Origin of the sequence: Haliscomenobacter sp. (assembly GCF_965225875.1) — a bacterium.
GTDB lineage: Bacteria > Bacteroidota > Bacteroidia > Chitinophagales > Saprospiraceae > Haliscomenobacter.
Genome location: NZ_CBDDBS010000001.1, coordinates 315,431 through 329,898 on the forward strand (window position 1 = coordinate 315,431; position 14,468 = coordinate 329,898).

Sequence of the window (14,468 nt, forward strand, 5' to 3'; positions counted from 1 at the left end):
GGCAGTTTTTTTCACCGTTACTTTGTGCCATGAAATCAAGCAATCAAAAAAACGGATTGCAAACCGGCACAAAATGAAAAATTTAAGCACATTTTTACCGCTGTTCGTAGCTTTACTTTGGACAGTGACGGCCACAGGCCAACAAACACCTCCTAGCGGCAACCGCCCTCCAATGCCTAGCACCGAAGCACCTGCGCTGAACACTGCTCCCAAAGGCAATAACAAAATCCTCGGCGTGGTAATCGATTCTTTAAGCAAACAACCTGTAGAATTTGCTACAATTGCTTTGTACCTGAAGAATTCAGATACTCCTGTAGATGGTACAACCTCTGATGACAAAGGAAAATTTGAAATCAGCGGCATCGCCACAGGTGATTATCGTTTAGTGATTTCCTTTATTGGTTACCGCGACAAATCGCTTAATGATCTACGCCTGACCAAAAATGATGTTAAAAACTTGGGTAACATCAGTTTTGCCCAAAGTGTTAGCACCTTGAAAGAGGTAGAAATTGTAGGGACTACTGCTCTGATCGAAGAAAAGGTAGACCGTACCGTTTACAACGCTGAGAAAGATGTCACTTCCAAAGGTGGTGATGCATCTGAGGTATTGCGCAAAGTACCCATGCTCTCCGTAGACTTGGACGGAAATGTTTCACTTCGCGGAAGTTCTAATGTGCGCGTACTGATCAACAACAAGCCATCCACCATTATGGCGGCTAGTGTTGCAGATGCCCTCAAGCAAATTCCTGCCGATATGATCAAAACGGTAGAAGTCATCACTTCTCCATCTGCACGTTATGATGCAGAGGGATCAGGCGGGATCATCAACATCGTCACAAAGAAAAATACGCTGCAAGGTTTGACCCTCAATGTAGACATTGGCACCGGCAACCGTGGTTCCAATTTGGGTTTGAACGGCAGCTATAGAAAAGGTAAAATGGGCTTTAATCTGGGAGGGCACGGCCGTTTGTTTTACAATCCGGCCCTCTCCACTTTGGAACAAACCACCATTACCCCTAGCACCAGCATTCGTACCCTGCAAAATACAGAGTCGTTTGACCGCGGTGGTTTTGGCAACTATAACTTGTCCTGGGATTATGATATTTCCAAAAATCAATCCCTTTCTGCCAGCGCCCGCTTAGGTGCACGCAATTTCGGCAATGAGCAGGACATCGCTATTTCTTTGTTTCAAGATCAACTGTTGAAATCCAGTTCGTTCCGCAAAGTAGACAGCAAAAACAACTCAGGTTCCATCGATTTCAACATCGACTACCTGCGTACCTTCAAGCCTCGTCGCGAGTGGAGCATTTCTGCTCAATATAGCCGCAACGATCTGACCAACAATTTCGATTCCGATGTTTTCGCTGAAGATGAAATCAGCCTACTCAGCAGAATCCGCAACTTGAACGGCAACCTGAATCAGGAAACGACTTTCCAAACTGATTATCAAACCCCAATTGGGGATCGCCAACTGGTGGAATTTGGGGGCAAAACCATCTTGAGGGACGTAGATAGTGACTACAGTTACTTCCTGGCAAAAGACGCTTCTGACAATTATACGATCGATCCAAACCGCCCGGCTGGTGCACTGGATTATCAGCAAAATGTAGCTGCGGGCTACCTGGCTTATACCCTACAAACCAAGAACAAGTACACCTTCAAGTTAGGCGGCCGTTATGAATACACAGATATCAATGCACAAACGGTTGAAAATGGCAACATTGATTTGCCTGCTTACAGCAACTTCGTGCCTAGCTTGAATGTTTCCAAAAACCTCAAGAGTGGCTTCATCGTCAAAGCAGGTTACAACCGCCGCATTCAAAGACCAGGTTTGCAGCAGTTGAACCCAAACTTCAACAACGCTAACCCTCAAAACATCTCTGTAGGTAACCCAGGCTTGAGCCCTGAATTGACGGATAATTTTGAATTGGCATTGAGTGGCAACATCAAGAAGACTTATTTAAACTTCTCGATTTTCCGCCGTATCACTGATAATGCCATCTCACAAATCCGCAAACCATACGATTCAACTGGTGCTGTAATCACTACTTTTGAAAACGTAGGGGTACAAAGAGCATGGGGAACCAACTTGTTTGGTAACTTCCAAATCACTCCAAAATGGACCATCAATGGGGGCATCGATATTGTGTATGCTTTTATGGAAGGCCGTACCACGGGTTTGAACGGATTGTCTGAAGTAGTTACCAACGAAGGTATCAACATCAACGGTCGACTGATGACTCAGGTTACTTTACCTAAGGGTTGGGGTATCCAGGGTTTTAGCTTCATGCGGGGTTCTCAGGTGCAATTACAAGGACGTCAAGGTGGCTTTGGCATGTACTCCCTGGGCATCCGCAAAGACTTCAAAAACAAAAAGGGAAGCATTGGTTTTAGTTCAGAAAACTTCCTGACCAAAGGTATTCGCATGCAAACAGAATTGAGTTCACCAACCTTTACTCAATTGATGGATACACAAAGGTTGAACCGTGGATTCAAGGTCAACTTCAACTATCGCATTGGTAAAATGAGCTTCGATGCGCCACGTAAAAAAGCCAAATCAGTTGAAAACGACGACCTGAAAGCAGGTGATGACAACAACGGTGGCAACAATGGCGGTGGCGCCAACGGAGGTGGCATGCAAGGTGGCGGTGGTCGCAACAATCGTCAGAAATGATAGTTTTGGTTAAATATGATTGTTAATTTAGGTAGGGAGAGCGCTGCGCTCTCCCTTTCCTAAATTCAGGGATATATAAAACCTTAGTTCTTTGATCTAATTTGTTAACGATCTGCAAAAGGGTTCAACATGTTTCATTTTAATTACAGGCTTCCTTATATTTGATTCATCAATAAGTAATTCATTTTCAAATCAAAACAAATCTTTAACATGAAACAAGCAATCCTTTTTGCATTTGCTCTTTTGATCTCTTCTATTAGTTTTGGACAAAATGCTTGGGGGCTGGATAAAGTCCACGCCAAAATGACTTTCACCGTTACCCACCTAGGTATTTCCGAAGTTGATGGTGTTTTTAAAAGTTTTGATGCCAAGCTGACTTCTTCAAAGGAAGATTTTTCTGACGCAGCTTTTGAATTGACGGCAGACCTCAGCCAAGTGACCACCAACAACGAAATGCGCGATGGCCACTTGAAAAAAGCAGATATGTTCGACGTTGAGAAACACCCAACCATGACTTTCAAAAGCACGGGGATTTCTAAAGTAGCGGACAAAAAATTCAAATTGACTGGAGATTTGACAATGAAAGGTGTAACAAAACCAGTTACGCTGGACCTTACGTTGATTGGTACTGCAGTAGATCAAAGATCTCAGAAAAAAATGGTTGGCTTTAAAGCAACTGGAACCATTAAACGTACCGATTTTGGGGTTGGAGGAATGCCATTCATGGTGGTAAGTGAAGATGTGGAATTGAGAGCGAGTGGTGAGTTTAAGGCAGCCAACTAATGCATCAATAATTCACATACATCTTCAGTTTAGTATTTGCATTTTGTAAGTACTAAACTTTTCAATGTGTTAATAATCTGTAAAAAGTGCCTGATTATTTTTTTCTGATCACAGGCAACCTTAGTTTTGAAAGTATTGTATTGGGGCTACACTCCCCATGCACTATGTACGATAAAACACTATTGTCTCATTCATTAAAACAGATTTCAATGAAGCATCTGACTTTTCTCCTGCTCTGCGCGGCTTTTATGGGCCTAGCCTTTACTAATCCAGCAAGTAACGCAGTAGTTGTTTACAAAGTAGATACTAGCGCAAGTACCGTAAAATGGACTGCGGCAAAAGTTACTGGCAAACATTTTGGTAAAGTTCCGGTCAAAGTAGGAACGCTGGAAATCAACAAAAACAAATTGGTTGGGGCTAGCTTTGAAGTCAACATGGCTGCACTTACTGTAGAAGACGGTGGAGGCAATGAGAATTTGCGCAAACACCTCAACAGTCCAGACTTTTTTGCAACTGAGAAGAACCCTTCTGCTACTTTTAAATCAACTAAAGTTACTGCAAAAGACAAAGCAGGCAACTATACAGTTGTAGGTGACATGACCATCAAAGGTTTGACCAAGTCAATCACTTTTGATGCCAATCTAGTTGTAGCTAGTGGTAAAGCAACTGGCAAAGCGACCATTAAGTTGGACCGTACTGATTACGACATCAAGTTCCGTTCTGGCAAGTTCTTCCCTGATTTGGGCGACAAGCTGATCTACGATGAATTTGAACTGGAAGTGAATCTGGTAGCCAGCAAATAAGGGCGATAAAAAACAAGTGTTCATTTTGCCAGAGAATTAGATAAATAAACGGTTCATTTCAAGTTTTTTACCTAATTCTCTGGCTCAAGAAAAATGAACACTTGTTTTTGCCCCACTGCTAAGACACATTCTTGCTTGTGCAAACAAGTTAAGGGAGCCAACCGGAGCAATTCGGTTGGCTTTTTTGTTTTACAGCCCCTCCAACACCTTCTTCACCACCGCCTGCGCCGCCCAGGTCCTATTATTCGCCTGCGAAATCACAATCGAATTCGGCCCATCCAGCACCGCATCCTCTACTACCACATTACGGCGTACAGGCAGACAGTGCATGAATCGGGCGTCATTGGCCCAATTGACCAGTTTATCCTGCGTAATCGTCCAGGCGGGATCTTGATTCAAGATTTGGCCATATTCACGGTAGGAAGACCAGTTTTTGGCATAAACAAAATCAGCTCCTTCAAAAGCCTTTTTTTGGTCGTGTTCCAACTGGACACCCTCCATAAACTCATCAGCAAGGTCATAACCCTCAGGGTTGGTCACAACCAGGTCGACGTTGGCGATTTTCATCCACTCCACAAAGGAATTGGGAACAGCCTGCGGGAGCGCCCGCACGTGGGGAGCCCAACTCAACACCACTTTCGGGCGATCTTTCTTTTTAAACTCCTCTATCGTAATCACATCCGCCAAAGACTGCAAGGGGTGGCGCGTAGCCGATTCCAAACTGATGATGGGCGCACTGGCGTACCGTTTGAAGGCTTCGATCACCTGCTCCGAATAGTCCTTCTCACGGTCTTTCAAACCTGGAAAAGTACGGATACCGATGATGTCGGCGTATTGGCTCACCACTGCTGCCGCCTCCTTGACGTGCTCGGCGCTGCCAGCGTTCATGATGGCTCCCTCTTCAAACTCCAGGGTCCAACCCTGATCTGCGTTCATGCTGATCACCTGCATGCCCAGGTTGAGCGCTGCTTTTTCGGTGCTCAGGCGGGTGCGCAAACTCGGGTTAAAGAACAGCAAAACCATGGTTTTGTCCTTGCCTGCATCGCGGTATTTGAACGGATCAGCTTTGATGTCGCGGGCCAGTTGAACCAATCCAGTCAGGTCAGTTGCGTCTTTTGCGGATGTGAAGTTTTTCATGCTGTGTGCTTATACGTTGGGTTATTCAGGTTGATGAATGGCACCTTATTCTATTTCTGTTCTTAATCCAGCTCCAGTTTATTCAGGGCTTGATCCAGTTTTTCCATAAATAAGTCCACTTCCTTGATGCCCAGGCAAAGTGCTGGCAACAAACGAATGACATTGGGATTGGAAGCTGAGCCCACAAAAACCTTTTCGTCAAACAAAAGATTCTTGCGCAGCGTCGCCGTGTTGAAATCGAATTCTATACCGACCATCAAGCCTTCCCCACGAATTTCTTTAATTAATTCCACTTTTGCCAACTCATCCAGCAAATAATTGCCTACCTCAGCAGCATTTTGTACCAACCTTTCCTGATACATCACGTCCAGCACCGCAATGGAAGCAGCACAAGCCAAATGGCTACCGCCAAAGGTGGTACCTAACATGCCGTGTTTGGCCTGGAATTTTGGGTGAAGTAGTACGCCCCCAACCGGAAAACCATTGCCCATACCTTTGGCAATCGTAATCAGATCGGGCTCGATCCCGGGCACGTGTTGAAAGGCAAAAAACTGGCCACTACGGCCATAGCCCGACTGGATTTCATCCAGAATCAGCACGGTGTCATATTGGTGGCACAGCGCCTGCAACTCCTGCAACAAATGAGGATCGGGCACGTGAATGCCACCAATGCCCTGGATACCTTCAATGATCACCGCAGCCACATCGCCTTTGGAAAGGCTTTTTTGCACCGCCTCCAAATCATTCCAGGCTACGAGTTCAACGGGAAAAGTTTTGTTGATCGGTGCCTGGATGTAGGGGCTGTCGGTTACATTTACTGCAGCAGAAGTCCGCCCGTGGAAGCCTTTTTTGAAAGCGAGCACCTTGGTACGGCCATTGTGAAAAGAGGCCATCTTGAGGGCATTCTCATTGGCTTCCGCTCCAGAATTGCACAAAAAGAGGTTGTATTGGTCACAACCAGAGAGGGCACCCAGCTTTTGCGCCAGCTCAATTTGCAAGTCGTTCTGGATGGAATTGGAGTAAAACCCAAGGGAATTGAGTTGCTCCGTCAATTTCGCTACGTAATGTGGATGGGCATGGCCGATGGAGATCACTGCGTGGCCGCCGTATAGGTCCAGGTAAGCCTGGCCTTTTTCATCGTATACGTAGTTGCCCTGTCCTTTGACGGGCTTAAGGTTGTAGAGTGGATATACGTCGAAGAGTTTCATTGCTTTAAAGGATATGCCCTGGCCGGCTCGCTAGCCTCCATAATCCCACGAATAAATTCGTGGGGTGGATCGGTAGGTAGCCTCCCACGGATAAATCCGTGGGTTGGCACAGGAAGGTTTTGTGGATAACCCATGGCTTTAGCCGTGGGTATATGTAACCATGATCCAGCCCACGAATTTATTCGTGGGACTTGTGGGATCCATGGATTAAAACGCCAAAGATTTCAAGTTCAATCCAGTTTTTTCCGGCAAACCAAAAATCAGATTCAGGTTTTGTACAGCCTGACCGGAGGCACCTTTGGTGAGGTTGTCGATGGCACTGATGATGAAGGCTTTGTTGCCGTGTTTTTCTACGTGCACCAAACATTTATTGGTATTGACAACCTGCTTGAGGTGTGGATTGGCTGCCGTTACATGTGTAAAAGGCTCTGCGGCATAGGTTTGATTGTAGAGCGCTTGCAATTCTGTTTCGTTCAGGTCACAATCGAGGTAAATAGTAGCAAAAATGCCCCGGGTGAAGTCTCCCCGCAAAGGGATAAAGTTCAAATCGCCAACAAAATTGGCCTGTGCCTGAACGAGACTTCGTCGGATTTCATCAAGGTGTTGATGATTAAAGGCCTTGTACACCGAAAGGTTGTTGGCACGCCAGCTAAAGTGGGTGTTTGGACTAGGTGCCTGACCGGCTCCCGTCGACCCCGTTATAGCATTGATGTGGACCTCGGTGCCTAATAATCCCACCTGAGCAAGCGGCAACAAGCCCAACTGGATGGCAGTGGCAAAACAGCCCGGATTAGCGATGCGTTTGCTTTGCTGAATGGCTGCCCGGTTCAACTCCGGCAAACCATACACCCAAGTCTCCTCAAGCCGGTAATCATTGCCCAAATCGATCACAGCAACCCAATCAGGAATGTTGTTTTGCGCCATAAAAGCTGGCGACTGCCCATGCCCCATGCACAAAAACAAAGCATCGACATCCGTAGACAGTTCTGCGCTGAATTTCAGGTCGCATTCTCCCACTAGGTCGTCGTGGGTTTCGTGCACATATTTGCCTGCCTGGCTGGCACTTTGTACAAAGCTGATTTCTACTTCTGGGTGGTATTGCAGAATGCGAATGAGCTCGCCTGCGGTATAACCGCCGCCGCCGATGATGCCTACTTTTAGCATGGTGGGTTGTGGCAGGTTGAGAAGTTGAGGAGTTGAGCAATTGAGTCCCCAACGCTTCGGCTCCGCTCAGCGGCCGGGGGCTCAATTGCTCAACTCCTCAACTTCTCAACCCTTTTTATGGATTGAATGAAATATCTTCGTCTGGTTGCCCAAAATCTTCGTGAACCCTTTCACATCATCCCCGCTCCAGCCCTTATTCATTTCGCCGTAGTGACCGAAGGCGGAGTTCATCAAATCGTTGGGCGATTCAATGCCCTGGAGTTCGAAGCGGTAGGGCATCAGTTTTACCCAAACCTTGCCGGATACGTGTTCCTGAGTATCAAGTAAAAAGGTTTCGATGTTGCGCATCACTGGATCGAGGAATTGGGCTTCGTGCAGCATCATGCCGTACCAGTTGCCCATTTGGTCCTTCCAATATTGTTGCCACTTGGTGAGGGTATGTTTTTCCAACAAGTGGTGAGCCTTAATGATGATCAGTGGTGCAGCGGCTTCAAATCCCACTCGACCTTTGATGCCAATTATGGTATCACCAACGTGGATGTCGCGGCCAATGGCGTATGCTCCAGCCAGTTTGCTCAATGCCTGGATGGCCTGGGTAGGATGGGCAAACGTTTGACCATTAACAGCTTGCAACTCGCCTTTTTCAAATTGCAGCTCCACTACGCTGGGCTCTTTTTCACTCAATTGAGTAGGATAAGCCTCCTCTGGCAGGGCTTTTTGTGAGGTCAGGGTTTCTGCTCCGCCCACACTAGTTCCCCAGATGCCTTGATTGATGGAGTACTTGGCTTTTTCCCAATTCCAGTTGTAGCCGTGCTCAATGAGGTAATCAATCTCAGCCTGGCGAGATAGTTGCAGATCGCGAATGGGGGTGATGATTTCCAGGTCTTGCCCCAATACATTGAAAGCCAAATCAAAGCGTACCTGGTCATTGCCCGCCCCGGTACTGCCATGCGCCACTGCAGCTGCCCCGATTTCCTGGGCATATTTGGCAGTTTCGATGGCCTGGAACATCCGCTCAGCACTCACCGACAAAGGGTAGGTGTTATTGCGCAAAACGTTGCCAAATACCATGTAACGGATACATTGGTCGTAATAATCTTGCAGTGCATTGGCTACCCGGAAGCTTTTTGCACCCAAAGCAAGGGCGCGTTCTTCCATGGTTTTCAACTGTTCGGCACTAAAGCCCCCGGTATCTACAGTCAGGGCATGCACTTCCAATCCTTTGTCTCTGGTAAGGTGCAGGATACAAAACGAGGTGTCCAGCCCACCACTGTAGGCTAGCACAACTTTATGATTAGACATTTGCAACAACAATTAGGTCAGATAAATCGTGTTTCATTTGCTCCAATTCATTTTTGGAAGGCGCAAGCATAGCAGTACACAGGCACATGCGGCGTTGGTTGCGCTCCAAAATATCGTAATTTGGGCAACTTTTGCAGCCCGCCCAAAAGGCCTCTTCCTGAGTCAGCTCCGAAAAAGTAACTGGCTCATAGCCCAGCGAAGAGTTAATTTTCATAACCGCCAGGCTGGTTGTAATCCCAAAAATGCGGGCATCCGGGTATTTGTCACGCGACAATTTGAAGATGCGCTCTTTGATGCGGGTAGCCAGCCCGTAGCGGCGGAAATCAGGAGCAACGATCAAGCCCGAGTTGGCCACGTATTTTCCGTGATCCCAGGTTTCGATGTAGCAAAAGCCTGCAAAAGTGTCTCCTTGCAAGGCGATCACTGCTTTGCCCTCCTGAATTTTTTTCACGATGTACTCCGGCTTGCGTTCAGCAATACCAGTACCGCGGGCCTTGGCAGATTCACGCATTTCATTGCAGATGGCTTCTGCATACTTTTCATGCTCGGGTTGGGCTACCTCAACGATAAATTCCATTTCAGTCATTAATGGTTTTACAGGTTTTTAAGGCCTGGATTTGGGTGAACAAAACAAAAGAACACGCACAAATCTGTGTATTGAGGTGATGATCTTTTGGTGAAAGTGCTGGTGACACCCCTGCAATTGATCATCAATCACATTCAATTGGGCAGATAAATTTCTGGTAGTATTTGGTAGGGAAGTACATCCTACCCCGGTGGGTATAGAAAAATAGTCGCGCCCCCTAAGGGCGACGTACGAAACGACGACGGTAAGGCGTAAAAGTAATATGTAAAGTCAGTTCGTTCATTGTGGGAGCAAAAGTAGGAGTTCGCAACATGGAATGCAATTTCCAATGGTTTTTTTTTGATGGTTTTTGAAAAAATTAACCAAATACTACCTTTAGACGTGCTCAATCACTGTAGGTAGCGGATTTTCGCAAGCTTTTTTCCCTTGTTTTGTGAAAAATGTTATCTTTAAAACTTCAAACACGAATTTTTCTTTTTGACATACGCCTCAAAAACACTTGAGACCAACCCACCGGATGAACCTAACCCAACCGGTGGGATTCTTTTTTTGGCAAAAGGCTCAGCGTTATTCGAGGGTCAAATTCAGTAGTCCAATGTTGTACCATTACCCTTTCCCTTCCCGTTTAAAATGGATGGCCAATGCCTTTAAAAGAGGATACCAGTTTGTAGATGAAAATGGCCATTATATGGGGAAAATGGAATTTTCCACTTTTGGAAAAAAAATTCAGTCCGAGTTAAATGGAGTAGTGGTCAATTTTCTCTTGCAGGGGGTATTTATACAAAAGGTTCTGATCTCGGACGAGGACCATGAGCCCCTAGGTACCATTAAATTGGGGATACTTGGAAAATCCACCATAAACCTGAATAGCGGCGAGGTTTATTTTTGGAAAAACAAAAATATTTTTCAAACTCGTTGGCAACTTATTCATGATTTACCCGGTACAGACAATGACCCGATCTCAGTGGATTACCAATATCTGCATCGCTTCGTGCAGGAAAGTGGAGCAATTGAGTTGTATGAAGAAAGCAATCAAAGTGAGCTATTGACTTTGATTGGGTTCTTTTTAGGCATGTACTATATTCGTCAAAGGCGAAAAAATGGTTAATTATTTCTCGCTCTCACGCAGATATTCAGCGTATTTTTCCGGATCAAAACGATACAAATAAGGTGCTTTGTGGGCCCCTCCGGTCTTGCGTTCTTCCAGGCGTTCCAGAAAACCATAACTCAGCATCTTTTTTTGGAAATTTCGCCGATCCAGTTTTTCTTTTTCCAAACCGAGAATGGTTTCATACAACCTTTGCAGCTCTATTAAAGTGAATTTTTCTGGCAATAAGTTAAAACCTAATGCTTCGTGGTCAAATTGCTTGCGCAAGGCTTTTAATGCCCTTGACACAATCTCGTTGTGATCAAAAAGTAGTTCTGGAATTTCATTGACATCCCACCAGCGACATTCATCGGTCATCATATCCGTTTGGGGCTCTACCAATGAATACTCTACCAAAGCATAATAGCCAACTGAAACCGCTCTTTCCGGAAAAAAATTCTCCTCGGGGGGTAACCCCAGACGAGCCATAATTTCTCTGCCATTGTACCGGTTGTTGGCTCCAAAAGTGTAAAACTGTTGGAGAAAAATAGAATCCAGTCCAGTCCTTTCTTTCAAGATTCGATATGCAGCATCTTCAAGGTTTTCGGTTTTTAAAATCCAACCTCCAGGTAACATCCAGGAATCAGCGCCTTTCGCCCTCAATAAGAGCACTTTAAGCTGGTCGTCGTGAAAGCCAAAAACCACACAATCTATGGACAATTCGGTCAGTGATCGATTAAATAGCGCCTTGATTTCTTTTAGTACCGTAATTAATTTCTCCATTTGAAAAAAGTTAGAAAAAAAACTTAGTGTGATTTGGACACAAAGATAATTATTCTTATCATTGTGTCACAATCACACAATGGTGTGTTTGCGATTATTTTTTGTGGGGCGCTTTCAGTTGTTCCACCACCAATATTGCGATTACCTCTATGTAAATAAGCGTTTCTAATTTTGAGCAGGAAGCTCCAAGTCCGAACGTACAGCTACTCAAGCAAGATATTTGTTCGGACTTGTCTTCCACTTTTTCGTATTTGTCAAAATTAGGTAAAAATTATTTTCCTCTCCTTTTTTTCTTTCTTTTCTATCTGCAAAACTTTCCACCACACATCTTGTTTCACTCCCGAAATTGATTTTACGTCATTGCATCCGCATAAGTAGTGGGGCAAAAATAAGTGCTCATTTTTCTTGAGCCAAAGGATTAGATAAGACACTTGAAATGAAGCGTTTTCTCATCTAATCCTTTGCCAAAACGAGCACTTATTTTTTTATCGCCCTAATTGCTTAATTTTGTGGGATGAATACTCGTTTTGATGAATAAGCCCAATAAAGCTGACATTTTGGCCCAACCGGAGGAAGATCCTACTGCGGAAGAACGCAAACGTGATCACATCCAACTGGCTTTCCGCTCACAGGTAAATTCAGGGGAGTTAGATGCCCGATTCTACTACGAACCATTGTTTAGTGCACATCCACAAGCAGGCTCCTGGCCAGCTTTCAACTTTCTAGGGCATACTTTCCGCGCACCTTTATGGGTATCCAGCATGACCGGGGGAACTGCCATGGCAAATACCATCAATCACAATCTGGCCAGAGCATGTGGCGAATTTGGAATGGGTATGGGCTTGGGTTCTTGTCGTCAATTGTTGTACAGTGATGATAGATTAACCGATTTTGCGGTCAAACCATTAATGAAGGGGCAGCCCCTATTCGCCAACCTCGGCATAGCACAATTGGAACAACTCATCACAAACAATGAATTGTATCGAATCAATATTTTGCTCGACAAACTTGAAGCAGATGGCTTGATCATTCACGTAAACCCGCTCCAGGAATGGCTCCAACCCGAAGGCGACCGCTTTTCTCAGCCCCCTTTACAGACCATTGAAACTATTTTGGAATACCTTAAGGCCCCAATCATCGTCAAGGAAGTAGGGCAAGGAATGGGACTTGAGAGTATGAAGGCGCTTTTGCAACTTCCGTTAGCCGCGGTTGATTTTGCTGCCGCAGGAGGAACCAATTTTGCCAAACTGGAATTGCTGCGCGACTCAGAGGAAAAGCAATTGATCTATGGGCAGTTGGCCAATGTAGGCCATAACGCTGTTGAAATGGTAGGTTTTGTCAATCAATTGATTGCAGAATTGGGAGATCGGGTCAAGTGCCCAGCGGTGATCATTTCCGGTGGCATCCAAAATTTTTTAGACGGGTATTACCTCATCAATAAGGTAAAAATGCCTGCGATTTATGGGCAAGCTTCTGGTTTTTTGAAATACGCGCAAGGTGAATATGCAACTTTGCATACTTATATTGCAGCACAGATTGAAGGACTAGAACTGGCACAAGCATTTTTAAAGGTCAGATAACACAAGAATGCAGGAAAAATCAATATCAGGACTCCATAAGCTGAGCAAAACGGAAAAAATTCAATGGCTGGCTAAAAATTTTTCTGCCGATGAGGAGAGTACGTTGGAGTCACTCCGCAGTTTTTGGCATGAAGACGCTGAAATACAACGCATTCTGGACGGATTCAGTGAAAACACCCTGAGTAATTTTGTCTTTCCATACGGCATTGCCCCCAATTTTTTGGTGGATGGGCAAATGTACGCTGTTCCTATGGTCATCGAGGAGAGTTCGGTGGTCGCAGCGGCTGCCAGTGCCGCCAAATTTTGGTTGCACAAAGGAGGTTTCAAAACCAGCGTATTGGGCACCACCAAGTTAGGGCAATTGCACTTCAGCTGGAAAGGCGATAGCTCAAAACTCCAGGCCTTGATGCCCGCACTTTCCCATACCCTGCTCAACGATGTTCGGCACATCACCAACAACATGGAAAAACGGGGTGGTGGCATTTCATCGATTGAGTTGCAGGATATGAGCCATTTGGAAGCCAATTATTACCAACTAAAGGTAGGTTTTCAAACCTGTGACTCCATGGGCGCCAATTTTATCAACTCGGTTTTGGAGGAGTTTGGTCGCAGTTTGCAGCACTTTATCAGCTCCCAAAGCAGTTTGAGCGCAAGTGAACGGGAAGTAGAGGTCATCATGGCCATCTTGTCCAACTATACGCCCGATTGTATCGTACGCGCCGAAGTAAGTTGTCCGGTTGAACAACTGGATGATGCTTGCATCAATTTGGATGGGCGCGGCTTTGCTGAAAAATTTGCCAAAGCAGTCAGGATTGCCGAAATCGACCCATATCGGGCTACCACCCACAACAAAGGCATTTACAATGGTGTGGATGCCGTGGTCATCGCCACTGGCAACGATTTCAGGGCAACTGAAGCCTGTGGGCATACCTATGCCGCCCGGGATGGGCAATACCGGAGTTTGAGCCATTGCCAGGTTGAAAACGGAATGTTTACATTTTGGATTGATTTACCAATTGCACTTGGCACTGTGGGTGGATTGACCAAATTGCACCCATTGGCTAATCTGTCTCTGGAAATTCTGGGCCAACCTTCTGCACCGGAATTGATGTCCATTATAGCCGCTACTGGTTTGGCGCAAAATTTTGCCGCGGTACGCTCCCTGGTGACCACTGGTATTCAAAAAGGGCATATGAAAATGCACCTGATGAACATCCTCAATCATTTGGGAGGTGATACTGATGATTGTACGGCTGCGGTAGAATACTTCCAGGATCGAGTGGTTTCATTCTCGGCAGTACGCGAGTTTTTAGATCGCCGGGAGGAAGAAAAAGCCAAACCTGCAGTGAATGTAATGTAGA

12 protein-coding genes are annotated in these 14,468 nt (G+C 45.6%); 6 read left to right on the forward strand and 6 right to left on the reverse strand.

All coding sequences use genetic code 11. The features are described from left to right. Nucleotides 1–73 precede the first annotated feature (73 nt). The 3 genes from ACO08K_RS01185 (at nt 74) to ACO08K_RS01195 (ending at nt 4,260) form a co-directional block, all read left to right on the forward strand. Nucleotides 74–2,674, forward strand: a complete 2,601-nt coding sequence (locus tag ACO08K_RS01185; protein ID WP_421794555.1) for a TonB-dependent receptor domain-containing protein — start codon at nt 74–76, stop codon at nt 2,672–2,674. A gap of 210 nt (nt 2,675–2,884) precedes the next feature. Next, nucleotides 2,885–3,457 (forward strand): YceI family protein, encoded by a 573-nt coding sequence (locus ACO08K_RS01190; RefSeq protein WP_421794556.1) that lies wholly within the window; start codon nt 2,885–2,887, stop codon nt 3,455–3,457. 209 nt (nt 3,458–3,666) lie between these two features. Beyond that, complete coding sequence (locus ACO08K_RS01195) at nt 3,667–4,260, forward strand: YceI family protein (RefSeq protein WP_421794557.1); 594 nt, start codon at nt 3,667–3,669, stop codon at nt 4,258–4,260. A 189-nt stretch (nt 4,261–4,449) separates the two neighbouring features. On the opposite strand, the gene ACO08K_RS01200 is transcribed toward ACO08K_RS01195, so the two are convergent. From ACO08K_RS01200 to ACO08K_RS01220, 5 genes are all read right to left on the reverse strand, one after another. Then, nucleotides 4,450–5,397 carry an N-acetylornithine carbamoyltransferase gene (locus tag ACO08K_RS01200; RefSeq protein WP_421794558.1) on the reverse strand — a complete coding sequence of 316 codons (948 nt, stop codon included), beginning with the start codon at nt 5,395–5,397 and terminating at the stop codon, nt 4,450–4,452. 62 nt (nt 5,398–5,459) lie between these two features. Beyond that, entirely contained in the window at nt 5,460–6,605 is a 1,146-nt protein-coding gene (locus ACO08K_RS01205; RefSeq protein WP_421794559.1) for an aspartate aminotransferase family protein, read from the reverse strand. 207 nt (nt 6,606–6,812) lie between these two features. Continuing rightward, nucleotides 6,813–7,769, reverse strand: a complete 957-nt coding sequence (gene argC / locus ACO08K_RS01210; RefSeq protein ID WP_421794560.1) for an N-acetyl-gamma-glutamyl-phosphate reductase — start codon at nt 7,767–7,769, stop codon at nt 6,813–6,815. Between the two features lie 105 nt (nt 7,770–7,874). Further along, complete coding sequence (locus ACO08K_RS01215; protein ID WP_421794561.1) at nt 7,875–9,071, reverse strand: argininosuccinate synthase; 1,197 nt, start codon at nt 9,069–9,071, stop codon at nt 7,875–7,877. Continuing rightward, nucleotides 9,064–9,648: a GNAT family N-acetyltransferase gene (locus ACO08K_RS01220; RefSeq protein ID WP_421794562.1), complete on the reverse strand. Its 585-nt coding sequence runs from the start codon at nt 9,646–9,648 to the stop codon at nt 9,064–9,066. Before ACO08K_RS01220 ends, ACO08K_RS01215 begins: the two co-directional genes overlap by 8 nt. A gap of 604 nt (nt 9,649–10,252) precedes the next feature. Here ACO08K_RS01220 and ACO08K_RS01225 point away from each other — a divergent pair. Next, complete coding sequence (locus ACO08K_RS01225; RefSeq protein ID WP_421794563.1) at nt 10,253–10,765, forward strand: hypothetical protein; 513 nt, start codon at nt 10,253–10,255, stop codon at nt 10,763–10,765. Here the strand turns inward: ACO08K_RS01225 and ACO08K_RS01230 are convergent, their stop codons facing one another. Further along, nucleotides 10,766–11,527, reverse strand: a complete 762-nt coding sequence (locus tag ACO08K_RS01230; RefSeq protein WP_421794564.1) for an NUDIX hydrolase — start codon at nt 11,525–11,527, stop codon at nt 10,766–10,768. Between the two features lie 530 nt (nt 11,528–12,057). Between ACO08K_RS01230 and ACO08K_RS01235 the strand changes: the two genes are divergently transcribed. Both ACO08K_RS01235 and ACO08K_RS01240 read left to right on the forward strand, forming a co-directional pair. Continuing rightward, nucleotides 12,058–13,107: an isopentenyl-diphosphate delta-isomerase gene (locus ACO08K_RS01235; RefSeq protein ID WP_421794565.1), complete on the forward strand. Its 1,050-nt coding sequence runs from the start codon at nt 12,058–12,060 to the stop codon at nt 13,105–13,107. Nucleotides 13,108–13,114: 7 nt separating this feature from the next. Then, the gene (locus ACO08K_RS01240; RefSeq protein WP_421794566.1) at nt 13,115–14,467 is read left to right on the forward strand and encodes a hydroxymethylglutaryl-CoA reductase, degradative; all 1,353 of its coding nucleotides are present in this window, start codon (nt 13,115–13,117) and stop codon (nt 14,465–14,467) included. Nucleotide 14,468: the final 1 nt, after the last annotated feature.